Consider the following 17,904-nt stretch of genomic DNA (forward strand, 5'->3'; position numbering starts at 1 on the left):
CCTGAGTGGCCGCGGCTTCCACGACAACATAACCAGAAGCAAGCAGGAGACAAACCATGAGCGCATTCCGGCGCTTCGCCCCCATGCTGGCGATCGCGGCAGCGGCCGTGTCAGGCATCAACACATCCCGGGCGGCTGAACCGGCCTACCCGGCACGGCCGGTCAAGGTCGTGGTGCCGTCGGTTGCGGGCGGACCGATCGACACGGTGTCCCGCCTCGTCAGCGACAGGCTGGGCGCGCGCCTCGGCACCAGTTTCTACATCGAGAACAAGCCGGGCGGCAACGTGCAGATCGGCAGCAACTACGTCGCGAAGTCGGACCCGGACGGCTACACCCTGCTGACCACGTCGCCGGCCCATATCACCAATCCGCTGCTCTACAGCAAGCTGCCCTACGATCCGCTCAAAGACCTGACCGGGGTGGCGATGATGGCCCGCGTGCCGCTGCTGGTGGTGGTGAATGCAGACCTGCCGGTCCACTCGGTGCAGGAACTGGTGGCATGGGCCAAGGCACACCCGAGCCAGGTGCGCTACGGCACCTCGGGCGCCGGCTCCACCGCAAACCTGGCCGCCGAACTGTTTGCCATGCACGCCGGCATCAAGCTGGATCACGTGCCCTACAAGGGCGCCGCCGCCGTCCTGCCGGACGTGCTCGCCGGGCGCGTCGAGATGACGGTTGACACCTTGCAACTGCTCGGCCCCTACATCAAGTCCGGCAAGCTGCGCGCGATCGCCTTCACCGGCGCGAAGCGGGTGCCGGCGCTGCCAGACGTTCCCACGCTGGCAGAGTCGGGCTATCCGGATGCCGTGGCGATGTCGTGGCTGGCCATCGTGGCACCGGCCAGGACGCCGCGGCACGTCATCGACAAGCTGGCGCAGACGACCACCGAAGTGCTGCAGGACGACAAGGCCCGCAAGCGCATCGCTGAGTACGGCATGGAAGCCGATGTCATGACGCCGGCACAGGTCAACCGCTATTTTGAAGCGGAGAGCCAGCGCTGGAGCAAGGTCATCAAGGCCGGCAACATCCGGGTGGAATGAGGAGCCAGACATGAACCAGCAAACTTCCGTTCCCCAGGACGCCGTGCGAGGCCTGGTCAGCGAGGCCGAATGGCGCGCCCGGGTGGAACTCGCCGCATGCTACCGGCTGACGGACCGATACGGCATGACGGACCTTATCTATAACCACATCACACTGCGTATTCCAGGCACTGAACACCTGCTTATCAATGCCTACGGGTATCTTTACTCCGAGATCTGTGCATCGAGCCTGATCAGGATCGACCTGGATGGCAACGTGTTGCTGGCGCCGCAGAACGCGCATGGCTACGAGGTCAACCGCGCCGGCATGGTGATTCACAGGGCCATCCACAAGGCCCGGCCCGACGTGTCGTGCGTGATCCACACCCATACCCGTGCCGGCATGGCCTTGTCGGCGCTGGCGTCCGGGCTGCTGCCCATGACGCAGACCGCGCTGCGCTTCTACGGCAAGACCGGCTACCACGACTTCGACAGCCCGGTGCTGCAGCTTGGCCAGCAGGCACCACTGGTCAATTCCCTTGGGAATCATGAAGTGGTGATCCTGCGCAACCACGGGCTGCTTGCCGTGGGGCCGAGCGTGGCCGAGGCATTCAGCCGCATGTACTGGCTGGAGATGGCCTGCCGCACGCAGGTGGACGCCATGGCATGCGGTGCAGGGCTGACCCTGCCGGACCAGCAGGCCATCGACGACACGCGCGCCGTCATGGATGCCCGCGACAACACCTTTGGCAAGCGGGAATGGCCCGCATTGCTGCGTCAGGTGGAGCGCATGGATCCCACCTACAAGGACTGACCGGCAGCCGCGCGGCGGCGGGCGCCCCGCGCTGAGCCTTCTGCAGGGGAATACCAGATGGACGCACGCCTGAAGCACGCGGTCGCGGTTGGCCGCTTCGGTTCTTTCTCCAGGGCCGCCGATATGATCGGCATCACGCAGTCGGCGGCGACCAAGAGCGTCGCCGAGCTGGAACGGCGGCTCGGATATCCCATTTTCCGCCGGACCCCGAAGGGCGTGGTGCCCACCGAGGAGGGCCAGGTCTTCCTGGAGCGCGCGCTACGCCTGCTGGCGGATGCCGCCGACCTGCTCGGCATGCCCAAGCCGGAACCCGGCAGGCAGACACTGCGCGTGGGCGTGTTCCCCGCTACCCTGGATTGGCTGCTGGCCCGTGGCATCGAGCGTCTGCTGGGGCGCTACCCGGAGATCAGGCTCGACCTCTGTTCCGGTACCAAGGAACGCGGCCTGCAAATGCTCGAACGTGGCGACGTGGATGTGGCCATCGGCATGGAATCCATGTTCAGGGACCGGCCGCAGTATCAGTGCGAACCCATCGCCGCGATCTGCCCGGAAGCCTTTGTCCGGCGCGGGCATCCGCTTCTGGCTGGCAAGCCTGCGGCGAGTGCCCGGCTCGCGGATTTTCCCCTCATCCTGCCTTCGGAGATCTGGCATGCGTCGCTCTATCCGTCGCTGGCCAGGCTCTGCGGCGACGACTGGGTCGGCCGTTGCCACAAGATCGAGAGCCTTGCCCTGTCATGCAAGGTGGTGGAGTGCTCCGATGCGATCGGGCTGGCGGATACCGGCTTCTCCCTGACCGGATACTTCCGCGAGCGGTTCGTCACGCTGCATGATGTCTGCCAGATCCCGCCAGTACGCATCGACTGCGCAGTGCGCAAGCAATGGGAGCCCAAGCCGGCAGCGAAAGCACTCATTGAGATGCTGCAGGAGATACACGCCGATGGCAGCCCGCGCAGCGACATGGAGAGCCGCATGCTGGCCCATGAACTCGCCGCGCCCCGGGGCGATGACTACCACGGCGTGTACATACCGGCTCACGGAGGCGGTATCCAGGCGGGACCGGCAGGACCGATCCCACCAGCGCACGGTGATACGGTCAGGCCGTACGCAGCACGGCCTTGAACTCCAGGAACTCAGCCAGCCCGTACTCGCCGAACTCGCGTCCGTTGCCGGACGCCTTGTAGCCGCCAAACGGTGCGGTGAAGTCCAGGGTGGCGCCGTTGACCTGCACCGTGCCGGCACGCATTGCGCCGGCCACGCGCCCGGCGCGTTCCGGCGAGCCGCTCCAGACATAGGCGGCGAGGCCATAGTCGGTGTCGTTTGCGATGGCGATCGCTTCGTCTTCGCCGTCGTACGGAATCATGCTCATGACCGGGCCGAAGATTTCTTCGCGTGCAATCGCCATCTGGTTGCTGACGTCGGCGAACACCGTGGGACGGGCGAAGAAGCCGCCGTCCAGCCCTTCCGGCCGGCCCGGGCCGCCGGCCGCCAGCCGCGCGCCCTCACGGATACCGGTCTCGATCATCTGCTGCACCCGCTCGTACTGGCGACGGCTGGACAGCGGCCCGATCTTGCTGGCATCGTCCAGCGGATCGCCCACCGGCAGGCTGTTGGCGACGGCGGCAGCGATCGCCACTGCCTCCGCATGGCGGCTGCGCGGTACCAGCATGCGGGTCGGGGCAATGCAGGTCTGCCCGGAATTCATCATGCAGGCGACCACGGTGGTGGTCACGGCCGTCTTCAGGTCGGCGTCATCCAGGATCACGCACGGCGACTTGCCGCCCAGCTCCTGCGCCACGCGCTTGACCGTGGGCGCCGCATGGATGGCGACATCGACGCCGGCCCGCGTCGATCCCGTGATCGAGACCATGGCCACGTCCGGGTGGCGCGACAAGGCGCGGCCGACCAACTGGCCGTCGCCATAGAGCATGTTGAAGACGCCGGCCGGCACGCCCGCGTCATGCAGGATCTGCGCGAACAGGTGCGCATCGAGCGGTGCGACTTCCGAGGGCTTGAGCACGATGGTGCAGCCGGCCGCGAGGGCCGGGGCGACCTTGGCCGCAATCTGGTTGAGCGGATAGTTCCACGGTGTCACCAGCGCAACCACGCCAACTGGCTCGCGCAGGACCTGCGTCGAGCCCTGTTGCGCGCTGAAGGCAAAGGTCTTGAGCGCGGCAAGCGTGGAGAGGATCTGCGCCAGTCCGGCCGGCACCTGACGCTGGTGGCTGAACCAGAGCGGCGAGCCCATTTCGGCCGTAACGGCGTCTGCCAGCGCGGGCATGCGCGCCTTGTAGAGTTCGGCCACGCGTTCCAGCAGCGCGATGCGTGCTTCACGGGTCGAGCCCGACCATGCCGGAAACGCCGCGCGCGCCGCCGCGACAGCTCGGTCGACGTCGGCCTCGCCGCCGAGCGCGACGGTGCCGATTGCCGCTTCGGTCGCCGGATTGACGATGTCCGCGAACGAGGCCTCGCCGACGGGCGGCACCCATTCGCCTTGGATGTAGAACGTATCGAGTCGCTTCATGCTGGTCTCCTCACCGGGGTGGGGTTAGTGGTTGATGGGGGTTGCCCGGGCCGCCGCGAATGCGCGCCTGAGTGCCTCGCCGGCCTGGTCGAGCGCCTGTCCGCCCTGCGCCAGCGCGCCTGGCATCCAGCAAAAGCCATGGATCATGCCGTCGTACCGTGTTACCTCGACCGGGACGCCGGCTGCGGCCAGCCGGTGACCGTAGGCTTCGCCCTCGTCGCGCAGCGGATCGAACTCGGCGGTGATGACAAGCGCCGGAGGCAGGCCGGCGTGGTCCGGGGCCAGCAGTGGCGAGGCATAGGGATGGATGCCGTCCTGTGCGTCGGCCAGGTAGTGGTTCCAGAACCAGGCCATGCCGTCACGCGTGAGGAAGTAGCCCTCGCCGTTGTCGCGGTAAGACGCCGTGTCGAACGCGTGGTGCGTGACGGGATACAGCAGGGTCTGGTGGCACAGGCGGAAGTCGCCCCGGTCGCGCGACATCAGCGCCACGACGGCGGCCAGATTGGCACCGGCACTGTCACCGCCCACGGCAACGCGGGCCGGGTCGACGCCGAGCACACCGGCATTGGCCGTCACCCAGCGGGCGGCGGCGTAGGCATCTTCGGCCGCAGTGGGGAACTTGTGCTCGGGCGCGAGCCGGTAGTCTACCGACACCACCACGCAACCGGCCCGGTTGGCCAGCCGGCGGCAGGGCACGTCCACCGTGTCGAGGTTGCCGATGACCCAGCCGCCGCCGTGGTAGTACACCAGCGCGGGTAGCGGACCTGTGCCTTCTGGCCGATAGATGCGCACCGGCAGCTCGGCATCGCCGGCCGGCACGGTACCGTCTTCCACGCTGGCGACCGGCTCCGGCGCGCCGGCAAGCGGCTGGATCGCCAGCGTGGCGCGCGCCTGCTCCGGCGTGCGCTGATGCAGCGGCGGATTACCTGCCGCGGCCATCAGGTCGAGGATGTACCTGGCATTCGGATCAAGGGCCATGGTGCTTGCGGTTCTCAGAAGAGAGGGAAAGAATGGCTGCCGGCGACGGACGCCGGCAGCGGCGATCAGCGCGCGGTGCCGGAACGGGTCAGCGCGAAGCCTTCGTAGCCGTTGGCGGCAACCTTGTCGCAAATGCCGCGATAGACGTTCACGCCCGCCACATAGATGGGGAACGGCATCGTCTTGCCCGGGATGTTGGCACCGGTGTACCAGGACTCCCCGCGCGGAAACAGCGTGGTGTGGGCGACCTCGGCGCAGTGCTTGCTCCACGTCTGCTCCGCGGTCACCGTTGCCTCAATGGTGTCCAGTCCCTCCTCGCGCAGGTGGCGCAGGCAGTCCGCGATCCATTCGACGTGCTGCTCGATGGAGCACACCATGTTGCTGAGCACCGACGGGCTTTGCGGGCCGGTGATCGTGAAGAAGTTGGGAAAGCCCGCGTTGGCCAGGCCCAGGTAGGTATGGATCTCCTTGCCGCCTGCCCATTTGTCCTGCAGGCTCATGCCGTCCCTGCCACGGATGTCGATGCGGAACAATGGCCCCGTGATGGCGTCGTAGCCAGTGGCCAGCACCAGCGCGTCCAGTGCGTAATCAGTGCCTGCCATGCGCACGCCGTCCGGCGTGATCCCGGTGATCGGATCTTGCCTGATGTCGACCAGCGTGACGTTGTCGCGGTTGTAGGTATGGAAGTAGTTCGTGTCGATGACGGGGCGCTTGGTGCCGAAAAGATAGTCCGGCGTCAGTTTGTCCGCCACCTGCGGATCCTTCACGATGCTGCGGATCTTGTCGCGCACGAATTGCGCCACGGTCTCGTTGGCCTGAACGTCGGTGATCAGGTCGTTGTAAGACGAATGGATCCAGCCGCCGTGCTGCCATGCGGCCTCATAGGTCTGCCGCCGCTGCACGGGGGGCTCGGCCAGCGCGCTGCGGTCCATCGCGATGGGCGAGCGCGGCACCCCGGACCAGGAATCGCGAATGCGGGTCCGGATCTCGCCGAGGTTCTCCTTGACCTCGCGCATATGCACGGCATCGTAGGGACGGTCCGCCGCCGGCGTGCTGTACTGGGGTGTGCGCTGGAAGACGTAGAGATGGTCTGCCTGCGCGGCGATGACCGGAATGGCCTGGATGCCGCTGGAGCCGGTGCCGATCACGCCGACGCGCTTGCCGGTGAAGTCCACCGGCCGGTGCGGCCAGGTGCCGGTGTGGAAGACCTCTCCGCGAAAGCTGTCGAGGCCCTTGATGTCCGGCCGGTTGGCCGCCGACAGGCAGCCGACGCCCGAGATAAAGTACCGCGCGGCAACGGTCTTGCCGTCGTCGGTCTTCACGCGCCATTCGCGCGCCTTCTCGTCGTAGTGAGCGGCGGTGACGCGTGTCGTGAACTGGATGTCGCGGCGCAGGTCGAAGCGGTCCGCTACGTGATTCAGGTAGCGCAGGATCGACGGCTGGTCCGGATACCGTGTGGTCCACGTCCATTCCTGGTAGAGCTCGTCGGAGAAGGTGTAGTTGTAGTAGATGCTCTCGACGTCGCACTTGGCGCCGGGATAGCGGTTCCAGTACCAGACCCCCCCGACGTTGTCGCCCGCCTCATAGACGCGGGCGCTCATGCCCTGCTCGCGCAGCTTGTGCAGCATGTAAAGGCCGGAGAAGCCGGCACCCACCACGATTGCGTCGAATTGTTCCATGTGAACCACCTGTCCTGGGCGCGGCGGTGCCGGTGCAGGGCGAAAGTCGCCCCTGGGCGGGCAGCGCCACGCGTCGCATTGATCGATTGGAGTCGCCCGCGTCGCGCGGGCGGTATGGGGATGAGTTACTGCGGGAACATCAGCACCGAGCGGGCCAGTTCGCCGCGGCGCAGTTCGTCGAATGCATCGTTGATGCCTTCGAGGGGCATGCGCCGCGAGATCATGTCGTCCAGCCTGAGCTTGCCGGACAGATAGAAGTCCACCAGGCGCGGCATGTCGACGGGGAAGCGGTTCGAGCCCATGCGGCAGCCCTGCAGGCGCTTCTCCTCCATCAACTCGAATCCCTTGATGCCGATTTCGACACCGGGCGGGACCACGCCCACCACGGTCGCGGTGCCGCCACGGCGCAGCATGCCGAAGGCCTGCTCCACGGTCTGCTTGAGCCCGATGGCCTCAAGCGCGTGATGGACGCCGCCGCTGGTAAGTTCCCGCACCGCCTGCACGGCGTCGGTGCTGCTGGCATCGATCACGTCCGTCGCGCCGAACTTGCGCGCCAGTTCGAGCTTGCCCGGCAGGCGGTCGATGGCGATGATGCGGCCGGCCCCGGCAATCGCCGCGCCATTGATGGCGGCAAGCCCGATGCCGCCGCAGCCGATCACGGCAACGGTCTCGCCCGGCTGCACCTTCGCGGTATGCATGACAGCGCCGACCCCGGTCACCACGCCGCAGCCGATCAGGGCCGCACGGTCCAGCGGCATGTCGCGCCGGACCGCCACCAGCGCATGCTCGTGGACCAGCATCTGCTCGGCGAACGCCGACAGGTTCATGTACTGCGGCATGGCCTTGCCGGTCCTGGCGAGCAGGCGCGGCTCCTCGTCATCGCTGCGCTTCGTGTCTGGCGACACGCACAGCGACAGATGCCCGGTCAGGCAATGGTCGCAATGGCCGCAGTAAGCGGACAGGCAGGAGATGACGTGATCGCCCGGCTTGACCGTGCGCACCTCGCTGCCCACCTGCTCGACGATCCCGGCCGCCTCGTGGCCCAGCACCGCGGGCAGGGGAAACGGCAGCGAACCTTCAACGAAGTGAAGATCGGAATGGCACACCCCGACCGCAGCGGTCCGCACCAGAACCTCGTGCGGCTCCGGCTTCGAAATGCCGACGTCTTCAATGACAAATGGGGAATGGGTTTGATACAGCACTGCGGCTTTCATATGTCTCCTTGCCATCTTGAAGTGAAACGGCCGACGGGGTGAGACACCTCGGCCGGATCGCGCCTGTTTTTTTCAATGCTCGCTCGCACTGTCCGGCGTGTCCAATTCAATCTTTTCCGGGGCATTCCGTAAATTCATACCACTGCCCGGCACCGTCGCGTTGATGCATGCGCCCCCCGGACATGGAAGCCGGGTATTAGCGTGCGGTCAGGCCACCGTCCACGACCAGTTCGGCACCGGTGATATAGGACGACTCGTCCGACGCCAGGAAGAGGACCAGGTCACTGACTTCTTCCGGCCTGCCCACGCGGCCCATTGGGGCGAGCCGCTGCCCGAGCTCTTCCTGGCTGGCACGCATGCTCACCGAGGCGTAGTCGGCCATGGCAGTCTGGATCAGCCCGGGATGGATCGAGTTGACACGCACGCCCAGGCTCGCGTACTCGATGGCCGCATCCTTTGTCAGCAGGCGTACGGCACCCTTGCTGGCGCCATAGAGCGCATTGCCTGCCGCCCCGACCAGGCCCGCGACTGACGAGGCGTTGATGACGGAGCCCTTTCCTTGCCTGGCCATTTGGGGCATCACGTGCTTCATGCCGAGGAAGGTCCCGGTCACGTTGATCGACATGAGCCGGTTCCATTCCTCCAGCGTGGTGTCGGCCAGCGCCTTGATGATCCAGATGCCGGCATTGTTGAAGAGGACATCGATGCGGCCGAAGGCCGCGAGTGCTTCCTCGACGACCTGTTTCCATTGGGCTTCGCTGCTGACGTCGAGTGGCAACGCCATGGCCCTGGCACCGAGCGACTCCACAGCCTGGGCAGTGGCCCTGGCGCCGGCGGGATCGATGTCCGTTGCGATGATCGTTGCACCTTCGCGAGCGAGCCGCAAGGCCGCGGCCTTGCCGATGCCCGTGCCGCTGCCCGTGATGAGTACAACCTTGTCCTGGATACGCATGTTTCCTCTCCGCATTGTTGTGAGACGCGTGCCCCGACCTCGCTATTGCGCCGTATAGCCACCATCGACGATCAGGTTGGCGCCGACCATGAAGGAGGCGTCATCGCTCGCCAGGAACAGGATCGCACTGGCAATCTCCTCACTCCGCCCGAGCCGGCCGATCGGGTGCATCGCGGCGATCCGGGCTTTCTTCTCCTCGCTGGCGGCATCGAGAATGGCGGTGTCGACAAAGCCCGGGCATACCGCGTTGACACGTATCCCGTCCTGCGCGCAAGCCACCCCGATCGAACGGGTCAGATTCACGACGCCGCCCTTGGCGGCGTTGTAGGCCGTGGCGCCAGCCATGCCGACATGCCCCATGATCGAGGCGACGTTCACCACCGCTCCCCCGGACCGTTGTTGCTTCATCTGCGCGATCGCGTGCTTGTTGGTCAGGAATACGCCGGTCAGATTGATATCGAGCATCTGTTGCCAGCTATCCAGTTCTGTCTGCTCCACCGGAACCGCCGCTTGTCCTATCCCGGCGTTAGCGACAACGATATCCAGCCGGCCAAAGCGGCTGACGGTCTGCTCGATCAGCTGGCGGATGTCAGCTTCCTGCGCGACATTGACCCTGCAGAACAGCGCTTCGTGTCCGGCCTCGCTCAACTCGCCACAAAGTGCCGCGCCACGGTCGGTGATATCCGCTACCACGACCTTTGCCCCTTCAGCCACGAGCCTTCGGACCGTGGCTTCACCAATGCCACTCCCACCGCCGGTGACAATCGCCACCTTCTTACTGAGCTTCATCCTGCCTCCTGTGTCCACGGGGAAAAACTTGTGCCGTGCATGATCCCGCAGTCGGATTGACGATGTCCAATTCCTATTTTTCCAGGGCATTCCCGGCAGGCATATCAGAGCTTAAGAGGCTGTCTCCGGCTTTTCGCGGCACACGCCGGGGCTCGCCCCCCTCCAGATGGGGAGGAGGCAGGACGGTGGCCCGAGGTCAACATGAGTTCCGCCTCGGCATGTATCTCGCTGCAGCGCAGAGGCTAAGCGACAACAGATACTGCGGCGCACGCTAGCTGCGGACCCTTGGTACCGATGCCATCTCTTGTCGACAAGGGACGGTCAATACAACACAGGAAAGATATGAAAGGATGCAATACCGGGCTCACGGCTGCCGTCCTCGTCGCCGGCCATCTCTTCGCGACGGGAGGTTTCATCACCGCGCCAGCCCCTGCAAATGCCGCCACCCTGCCTGCCGAGACGCTCGCCGATTCCCGGCAAAAGCTGGCGGCAGAGGCAGCCGTCTGGGGCATGCCAATCGTCAGCGTGGATGCGATGCGCGAGGCCTTCTTCCGGGATGCGGGAGCGGAGTACAACGACATCGTGTTCTGGTCCAGGCCTGCCGACTGGAAGAACCAGACCACGACGCCGAATTCGTCTTCCCTGTACGTCTACTTCAACTTCAATCTGAAGGACGGACCCGTGGCACTCGATCTGCCGGCCGCCGATGGTGCCGGCATCTTCGGCAGCGTGCTCGACGCATGGCAGGTGCCGCTGGCAGATGTAGGACCGGCCGGCGAGGATGAGGGAAAAGGAGGCAGGTATCTGCTGTTGCCGCCGGGCTTCAAGGGCGATGTACCTGCGGGTAATATTGCAGTCCCGTCGTCGACCTACAACGGCTACGCGCTGCTGCGATTCTCGCCGGCCTCGTCGTCCACGGCCGACGTTGCCCGGGCCATCGAAGTGCTGAAGCGACTCCGGCTCTATCCCCTTGCGCACGCCGGCAACACTCCACGTCAGCGCTTCATCGATATGGACGGCAAAGTCTTCGATGGCATCGTCAGGTATGACGAGAGCTTCTATACACGCCTGGCAAGGATGGTGAGCGAGGAGCCGGATTCGCCAAGGGACGCCGCGCTCATGACCCGCATCAGTGAGCTGGGCATCGGGCCCGGCAAGCCTTTCAATCCCGATCCGGCCATGCGCGCGGCCTTGCGCGCCGGTGTCCAGCAGGCCCATGCCGCGTTTATCAACACCTGGCGCACTGGTGCCAGGCCCTGGTGGCCGGGGTCGCGCTGGGGGGGCAATCTGCCAAGCACCGTCGGCGCAAGCACGCAGTTCACCTTCCGCAAGGACGGCCACCTGGAGACAGACGCTCGGGGCGCCTTCTATTTCCTCGCCTATGCACCGCCAGCCAAGCTCGGCAAGGCGACCGCCTATCTGACATCATGGTACGACTCCACCGGGGAGCCTTTGCACGGCAGCCACAGCTATGTCCTGCACGTTCCGCCCAACGTCCCGGCAAGGCAGTTCTGGGCGGTGACAATCTATGACGTCCAGACGGCCGCCTTCATGCGCGGTTCACCTCGGGTCAACCTGGACTCCTACAGCCATGACATGCAGCGCAATGCCGATGGCTCGGTTGACATAGTTTTCGGTCCGAAGGCACCAGTGGGCAAGGAGAAAAACTGGATCTATACAAGGCCCGGCAAGGACTGGTTTGCAGCGTTCCGCTTCTACGGGCCGGATCAGGGCCTGATGGACAAGACCTGGAAGCTGCCTGACCTGGTGCGCCAGTAATCCGGCGTCCTTTCACGGGAGCAGGGGTCGTCAAGGGGCGCATTGGCCGGATCCATGCGCCCCGAAGCGAATTGCCAGTCGGTGCGGCTTAATTGACGGCCTGAGCCTGCGGGAACGTCCACTTGCCGCTCAAAATGTCCGGGTGGGCGCGATAGAGGCGCACGAGGTAGTTCCAGCCCGGCATGGTTGGCAGACAGTTCACCGTTGCCGCGTCGCAGCCCCCGAACTGGATCACCACCTTGCCGTCCGGATTCTTCTTCGCCGTGATGTTGTTGAGCGAGTACCCACCGAACTTGTTTGGCTCGAACAGGCCTTTGGCGTTGTAGACGCTGACCGACCAGAAGCCATCGACCGGTACCTCTCCGACGCTGAGCTTGTAGATGGTCGCGCCGTCGTTCTTCGCCGGCGTGATCGGCAAGTAGTAGGCATCCTTTTCAGGACTACCTCCCCAGGCCAGTGCGGTGCCAATCAGGCGTCGCACGGGATCGACCTGGCGGGGGCCGCCGAACATGCCTCTCGTGTCCTGGACAGTCGTCCCCAGCACAAGCAGGGCTTCACGCAGCCTGGTCAGTTGAGCCTGGTCCCAGTCAGGAATCTCGAAGCTGCCTGGATGCTTCTGGGTCAGCTTCAGCGCATCCTGCAAGGCATGGGCCTGCCCCACATCCCTGGGGTTCGCCGGATCGAGCAGTGTCCGGACAGCCAGCAATGCATAGCGTGTCCCAATGCGCTCGCGCGTGAAGGTATAGGTGCCTGCACCATAGATATCGGCATGCGTGTAGTGGTCTTCATCGATCACCTGCAGCGACATGAAGCGCTTGCCTGCATCCGGCATCGCGATGGTCACCGGGCCTGCGTCAAGGTCCACAACCGCGAGCGAATAGAGCGTGTCGCGATTGGGACGCACCACGATCTGCCGGTCAATCGGCGCGAGCTCGCGCTGGTTGAAGAATTTGCCGAACCCACCCCGCCGCACCACGGATTCAAGGCTCCGGTCACTCTCCGCGCGGATGTAGTTGTCCAGCGTGACCGCAACCGCCGGAACCGCGGATGGGATGGGCGCCTTGCTCTGGGCGTATGCCGGCATGACGGATGCCGCGGCGCCGAGGACCGAGAAGGTGCAAGCGAGAACGAACTTCATCGTGAATTTCCTTTCGAATGGAGGTCTGATATTGAGAGAGGAAAACCCAGGCGCGTAGCCTGGGAAGACGTTGCCATGCATTCCCGCATTGCATCATCGCGTAGTGCCCGGAGCTTCTGTTCCCATGACAGGGAGCCGATGCCATGGGCGCAGGTGTCTTACCTTCCGCAGTGTCCGATGAGGCGATGGTCGCCGTGGCCGTTGCCGTTCATCTCGGGACCACCGGCAGATCCAGGACCAGGTTCAGGCGTCGCGGATGACGCCGACACCATCAGCACCGGCATTGCGCGACGCAGCCCGCCGCTTGATCCATAGCGCGAACCCCGGCAGCAGGATCGTCGCGGTTGCAACCGCATAGAATCCGGCTGAGCCGGTGGTATGCAGCAGCATGCCCCCCGCGACCGGCCCCAGGATGCCGCCGATCCGTCCGATGCCATACATCCAGGCGATACCCGCCGAACGGCCGTTGGTGGGGTAGTACGCCGCCGCCAGGCCGGGCAGCGAGAACATGGCGCCGCTGAGCCCGGCGCCGGCAATGAAGAGGATGACCGGCAGCAGTTCCGGCTGCCCGGCCTGGCGTCCGAGCGTCCAGATCGACGCGCCGCCCACGACGAAAGCCAGCGCGATCACGGTATTGCGGTCAAGGCGGTCCATCAGCCAGCCGAAGCAGAGCGCGCCGGCGATGCCGCCCACCGAGAGCACGCTGGTCGCAAGCGTAGCGTTGCGCAGCGACGCGCCGGCTTCCTGAAGCAGCGTGGGCAGCCAGCCCATCAGCAGGTAATAGGCGAACGTGCCGCTGAAATAGGCCAGCCAGAGCATCAGGGTGCCGGTGCGCAGGCGCCGCGACAGCAACACGCCCATGCCCGACTTGCGATCCTCGGCCTGCTCCTCGGTCACGACGAATCGGGCGCCGTTGAAGTCGTGCTTCGGGGCGACGCGGCGCAGCACCGCGGCGATTCGCTCGGCGGGCCAGTTGCGCATGACCATGAAACGCAGCGGTTCGGGCATGTAGAAGTGCACCACCAGCGCCAGCACGATCGGCAGGACCGCGCCTACCACGAACAGGCACTTCCAGCCATACGCCGGCACCAGCAAACCGGCCGCGACACCGCAGGCCGCCGCGCCGAGCATGCCGCCGCATGCGATCGTGTTGATGACCAGCGAGCTGCGCCGCGTGGGTGCATATTCGAACATCAGCGTGTTGACGCCGGGCACCGCCGCGCCGATGCCCAGGCCGGTCAGCAGCCGCCAGATGCCGAGCGACAGCGGTGTTTCGGAAAAGATGCTGCCGAAGCTGCACAGGCCGAACATGACCATGGAGACCACCATCACGGTCTTCGGCGTGGAGCGGTCGTATAGCGGGCCGGAGATCATCGCGCCGACGGCCATGCCGACGATCGATGCGCTCATGACCGGGCCGAACACGGCCTTATCCATTTGCCATGCCTGCATCAGCGCTGGCACCACGAATCCGACCGTCAGGGCGTCGTAGGCGTCGATGGCGATCAGCAGGAAGCAGACCGCGAGAATGCCCCACTGGTAGGGGGAAAAGCGCTGTTCGTCGATGAAGCGCTTGACGTCGATATTCGGGGATGTACCCTCCATGCTTGCTCCTCTTGAGGTGTTGGAATGCGGCGCCGGCGAAGGAGATCTCCGCGCGGCCGGGACGAACGCGGTCCTGCACGCAGGGCGCGCATGCCGGGATTTTTTCAGATGCGTCGGGTTTGGTGCTGGCGCGCGCGGCGGCATCCGGGCGATGCCGCGGCCGCTCAGCGGCCGGCCGTCATGGGACGCGAAGGGCCCCTGGATGGAAACTGCGATGTCCGCGTGGCGAACGCTTCATGGTGTCCCCGTGATTCGTATTCGTTTGGCTGTGCGCCAGTATTGGTGCATCAGCGGCGTGGGCGCAACGCCGGGAATGGGTGGGACAGGGAAAACCACAACGGAGCTTATGGCTGGCGGTGCTTATGCGGCTGGCGGTGCCCGGCATGGACGTCGCGCACGTTGTTTGGGCTTTAATCGCGGGCAGTCGTCCGCACGCTAAGAAGATTCCCAGTAAGCCCCGCTACGCCCCGCAACCCCGGCGGACTGCGGGCCTCACAATCACAAAGGCCCGGCCGGGCTGGAGCACGGCCGCCCGGGCGCTCCCCTCCCCCGTCCTTCGGGACAGCCAAGCAAACTTCCCACCCACTTTAAGGCTTGGCTTATTCCGGCCGTAGCCCGCATGCCTCAGCCTATGCGGACTGTCCCGAGCGGCAACAAATCCGTTGCATCGCGGGAGGAAAGTGGCCGAACTAGTCATGTTGTCTAACGTTGGCGCACGGCTGTCTTACGGCTCCCTGCCGAAGGCGGCGGCCGTCGCGAGATGTCTCGATATTGCGATCACCGCGGGCGGCGCCGTCACGGCCGCGTTCCTGTTGCAGGACGACGGCACCCAGCGCGTGGTACAGGGAACCTGTGTTGCGCTGGACGTGGCCCTGGTGCTGACGTTGTTTCCGCCCCTGGGCCTCTACCGCCTGCCGCCGGGGCGTGGCCGGCTACGCGTACCGGCGGCGCTACTGGGCGGCTGGGCGGTGGCCCAGGCCTGCAGCCTGGGCCTGATGTTCATGCTGTACGACACGGTGCCGTTCTCGCTGGCGTGGTTCGGGCTGTGGACGCTCTGCACCGGCGTAGCCCTGGCGGCGGCACGCATGGCCGGCCACGCGCTGCGCGGATGGGCCGCACGCGCCCGCCGCGCGCATCGCCGCGTCGCCATCGTCGGCGCCGGCACGCTGTGCGGCGAAGTGGCCGATCGCGCCCGCGGCGCGCAGCCGTCGGGCTATCGCGTGGTGGACATGCATATCTGTGGCGACACCAGCACCGAGCCCGCGCTGCAGGTATTGCGCGAGTTTATCGCCCGGGTGCGCAAGCAGGGCATCGAGGAAGTGTGGCTGGCCTTGCCGCTGTCCGAGGCGCGCGCGACGCGCTGCGTGCTGGAGGAACTCAGCGATGAGCTGGTGACGGTACGCCTCACTTCGCTCGCCAGCACCCGGCTCATCCCGTCCAGCACGACGGGGTGGTCATCGGCAATCACTACCTTGATCATGAATAACCCCCTTGCATTTTTCGGTCCCGCGGCCACGAACCGTTGCGCCGCCGAACTGAGCCGGCATTGATTGCCGGTCATCTTCGCTGAGTTGAATATTAGGAGGCCCTTCTGGCCCCGGCGTGGGCGGAGAAACGATGACTTGTGGTTATTAAGCGGGTCATCGTTATGCCCATGTTGTCGGGTTTCAGCCAGGCACGCGCCTTGTTTCTCAAGAGCATTTCAAGGCCCTTCGGGCCCCGGCGTGGGCGGAGAAACGGGGATGAGCTATACCGGTGAACGGCAGCGCCGCGATGACCGACACACCAATGGTGCGCGCTCTCGGCATGCACGCCGTGGAGTGAGCCCGCTTTGGAGCATGGTCCGGGATTCGTCGGCGACAGTGGTGAGCGCAGCGATGCGCATCCCGTTCAGGAGATCGAGTCGAATTCGACGCATCCCATGGCGCTGCCGTTCATCAACGATGGTGGAGCAAGCCATGGCGATGCGCAAGCAAGAAGAAGAGGTGGTATTCCCCAACGCGGCGGGGATCGACGTGGGCGCGTCGAGCCACTGGGTGGCGGTGCCGCGGCATCTGGCCGAGCAGGCCGGCTGTGAGCCGATACGCGAAGTCGGCGCGATGACCGACGACCTGCATGCGCTGGCCGACTGGCTACTGGCGTGCGGCGTGGACACGGTCGCGCTCGAGTCCACCGGCGTGTACTGGATCCCCGTGTATGAAGTGCTGGAGCAACGCGGCTTGAAGGTCTGGCTGGTCGATGCTCGGCAGCTCAAGTACGTGCCCGGGCGCAAGAGCGACGTGCTCGACTGCCAGTGGCTGCAGAAGCTCATGAGCCTGGGACTGCTGCGCGCGGCGTGGCGCCCCGGCGACGAGGTGTGCGTGGTCCGCGCGGTGGTACGTCAGCGCGAGGTGCTGCTCACCGAGCAGGCCACTTGGGTGCAGCGCATGCACAAGGCCTTGGTCCAGATGAACCTGCAGCTCGGCGAAGTGCTCACCGACGTGATGGGCATGACCGGCCAGGCCATCGTCCGGGCCATTGTGGCGGGCGAGCGTGACCCCCAAGTGCTGGCGCGCCATCGTCATGGACGCGTCAAGGCCAGCGAGCGCGACATCGCGCGGGCGCTGACCGGTAACTGGCGTGAGGAGCACCTGTTCGTGCTCGGGCAGGCCCTGGCGATGTTCGACAGCCTCGCCCAGCGCATCTTCGAGTGCGACGCCAAGCTCGAGGCCTTGCTCGCGCCGCTGGGCCGTCACGAGGTCGAACTCGGCGGGCCGGGCAAGCGGCGCGGCAAGAACACGCCCAGCTTCGACCTACGCACGGCGCTCGCACGCTGGGCCGGTGTGGACCTCACCCGTATCAACGGACTGGCTGTCACCTCGGTGCTGACGGTGCTGTCGGAAATCGGCCCGGACCTGCGCCGCTTTGGCAGCGTCAAGCACTTCTGTTCGTGGCTGGGGCTGTGTCCCGGCACCAAGGTCAGCGGCGGCAAGGTGCTCAGCGCGCGCACCCGGCGCTCGACCAACCGGGTGCGCCAGGCGCTGAAACTGGCCGCAATGAGTCTGTCGCGTAACAGCTCCGCGCTCGGCGCGTTCTACCGGCGCCTGTGTGCGCGCATGGACAAGCCGCGCGCCAATACCGCCGTCGCCCATAAGCTCGCCCGCATGGTGTACTTCATGCTCACACGCGGCGAGACCTTCGTCGACCAGGGCCAGCAGCGCTACGAAGAACAACAGCACGAGCGCAGCATCGCCGCGCTCAAACGCCGCGCCGCCGCACTGGGCTATCAGATCAATCCCATGAAGGTGGCCCCCTGAACCCAGTCCGTTTTGGTTTCTCAGGAGCATTTCAAGGCCCTTCCGGCCCCGGCGTGGGCGGAGAAACGGAGATGAGCTATACCGGTGAACGGCAGCGCCGCGATGACCGACGGCCCAATG

14 protein-coding genes are annotated in these 17,904 nt (G+C 65.7%); 6 read left to right on the forward strand and 8 right to left on the reverse strand.

Annotated features, from left to right (window positions below; genetic code table 11):
- Positions 1–56: 56 nt before the first annotated feature.
- From DN412_RS33510 to DN412_RS33520, 3 genes are read left to right on the forward strand one after another with little or no spacing between them, the layout of a single operon-like run.
- Positions 57–1,040: a Bug family tripartite tricarboxylate transporter substrate binding protein gene (locus DN412_RS33510; protein ID WP_115215514.1), complete on the forward strand. Its 984-nt coding sequence runs from the start codon at positions 57–59 to the stop codon at positions 1,038–1,040.
- Between the two features lie 10 nt (positions 1,041–1,050).
- Positions 1,051–1,833, forward strand: a complete 783-nt coding sequence (locus DN412_RS33515; RefSeq protein WP_115215515.1) for a class II aldolase/adducin family protein — start codon at positions 1,051–1,053, stop codon at positions 1,831–1,833.
- 57 nt (positions 1,834–1,890) lie between these two features.
- Positions 1,891–2,952, forward strand: a complete 1,062-nt coding sequence (locus DN412_RS33520) for a LysR family transcriptional regulator (protein ID WP_115215516.1) — start codon at positions 1,891–1,893, stop codon at positions 2,950–2,952.
- Here the strand turns inward: DN412_RS33520 and DN412_RS33525 are convergent.
- The 6 genes from DN412_RS33525 to DN412_RS33550 all read right to left on the reverse strand — a co-directional run bounded on the left by DN412_RS33525 (position 2,927) and on the right by DN412_RS33550 (position 9,966).
- Positions 2,927–4,354 carry an aldehyde dehydrogenase family protein gene (locus DN412_RS33525; protein WP_115215517.1) on the reverse strand — a complete coding sequence of 476 codons (1,428 nt, stop codon included), beginning with the start codon at positions 4,352–4,354 and terminating at the stop codon, positions 2,927–2,929. The two genes, DN412_RS33520 and DN412_RS33525, sit on opposite strands and share 26 nt — an antisense overlap.
- A gap of 24 nt (positions 4,355–4,378) precedes the next feature.
- On the reverse strand, positions 4,379–5,332 hold the full coding sequence (locus DN412_RS33530) for an alpha/beta hydrolase (RefSeq protein ID WP_115215518.1): 954 nt from the start codon (positions 5,330–5,332) through the stop codon (positions 4,379–4,381).
- 65 nt (positions 5,333–5,397) lie between these two features.
- Positions 5,398–7,011 carry a flavin-containing monooxygenase gene (locus DN412_RS33535; RefSeq protein ID WP_115215519.1) on the reverse strand — a complete coding sequence of 538 codons (1,614 nt, stop codon included), beginning with the start codon at positions 7,009–7,011 and terminating at the stop codon, positions 5,398–5,400.
- Between the two features lie 125 nt (positions 7,012–7,136).
- Positions 7,137–8,225, reverse strand: a complete 1,089-nt coding sequence (locus tag DN412_RS33540; RefSeq protein ID WP_115215520.1) for a Zn-dependent alcohol dehydrogenase — start codon at positions 8,223–8,225, stop codon at positions 7,137–7,139.
- A gap of 196 nt (positions 8,226–8,421) precedes the next feature.
- On the reverse strand, positions 8,422–9,177 hold the full coding sequence (locus DN412_RS33545) for an SDR family NAD(P)-dependent oxidoreductase (RefSeq protein WP_115215521.1): 756 nt from the start codon (positions 9,175–9,177) through the stop codon (positions 8,422–8,424).
- A 42-nt stretch (positions 9,178–9,219) separates the two neighbouring features.
- Entirely contained in the window at positions 9,220–9,966 is a 747-nt protein-coding gene (locus DN412_RS33550; protein WP_115215522.1) for an SDR family NAD(P)-dependent oxidoreductase, read from the reverse strand.
- 342 nt (positions 9,967–10,308) lie between these two features.
- Between DN412_RS33550 and DN412_RS33555 the strand changes: the two genes are divergently transcribed.
- Complete coding sequence (locus DN412_RS33555) at positions 10,309–11,745, forward strand: DUF1254 domain-containing protein (RefSeq protein ID WP_161564085.1); 1,437 nt, start codon at positions 10,309–10,311, stop codon at positions 11,743–11,745.
- Between the two features lie 88 nt (positions 11,746–11,833).
- Here the strand turns inward: DN412_RS33555 and DN412_RS33560 are convergent, their stop codons facing one another.
- Positions 11,834–12,964 (reverse strand): DUF1254 domain-containing protein, encoded by a 1,131-nt coding sequence (locus tag DN412_RS33560; RefSeq protein WP_244222897.1) that lies wholly within the window; start codon positions 12,962–12,964, stop codon positions 11,834–11,836.
- Positions 12,965–13,126: 162 nt separating this feature from the next.
- Positions 13,127–14,488: an MFS transporter gene (locus DN412_RS33565; RefSeq protein ID WP_115215525.1), complete on the reverse strand. Its 1,362-nt coding sequence runs from the start codon at positions 14,486–14,488 to the stop codon at positions 13,127–13,129.
- Between the two features lie 695 nt (positions 14,489–15,183).
- Here DN412_RS33565 and DN412_RS33570 point away from each other — a divergent pair.
- Together DN412_RS33570 and DN412_RS33575 are read left to right on the forward strand one after the other, a co-directional pair.
- On the forward strand, positions 15,184–16,038 hold the full coding sequence (locus DN412_RS33570) for a Rossmann-fold NAD(P)-binding domain-containing protein (RefSeq protein WP_115215526.1): 855 nt from the start codon (positions 15,184–15,186) through the stop codon (positions 16,036–16,038).
- A gap of 408 nt (positions 16,039–16,446) precedes the next feature.
- Complete coding sequence (locus DN412_RS33575; protein WP_115215527.1) at positions 16,447–17,784, forward strand: IS110 family RNA-guided transposase; 1,338 nt, start codon at positions 16,447–16,449, stop codon at positions 17,782–17,784.
- Positions 17,785–17,904: the final 120 nt, after the last annotated feature.

Origin of the sequence: Cupriavidus lacunae, from assembly GCF_003353055.1 — a bacterium.
Taxonomy (GTDB): Bacteria; Pseudomonadota; Gammaproteobacteria; order Burkholderiales; family Burkholderiaceae; genus Cupriavidus; species Cupriavidus lacunae.